The organism is Halioglobus sp. HI00S01, from assembly GCF_001635445.1.
Classification (GTDB): Bacteria; Pseudomonadota; Gammaproteobacteria; order Pseudomonadales; family Halieaceae; genus Halioglobus; species Halioglobus japonicus.
In genome coordinates, this window is the sequence record NZ_LWEE01000019.1 from 1 (window position 1) to 220 (window position 220).

Here is a 220-nt window from a genome sequence, read left to right on the forward strand (position 1 = left end):
AAACACCGTGTTGGGCTCGATGGTCAGTTGATACCACGAAAGGTGGGGCGGATTGAAACCCAGTGCCGTGGTGAGATCGCTGGAGGCGCCCGCTTCATCCTGTCCCGGAAGGCCGTGCATCAGATCAATATTGAAATTGTCGAACCCGGCCTCAGTGACGGCGGCAATCGCGGCCAGTGCCTGATTGCGATCGTGAATACGGCCCAGTGCTTTGAGCCGT

1 pseudogene is annotated in these 220 nt (G+C 58.2%); it reads right to left on the reverse strand.

From position 1 onward, the window contains the following. Nucleotides 1–220, reverse strand: a pseudogene (locus A3709_RS23570) (YggW family oxidoreductase); the annotation flags it as partial.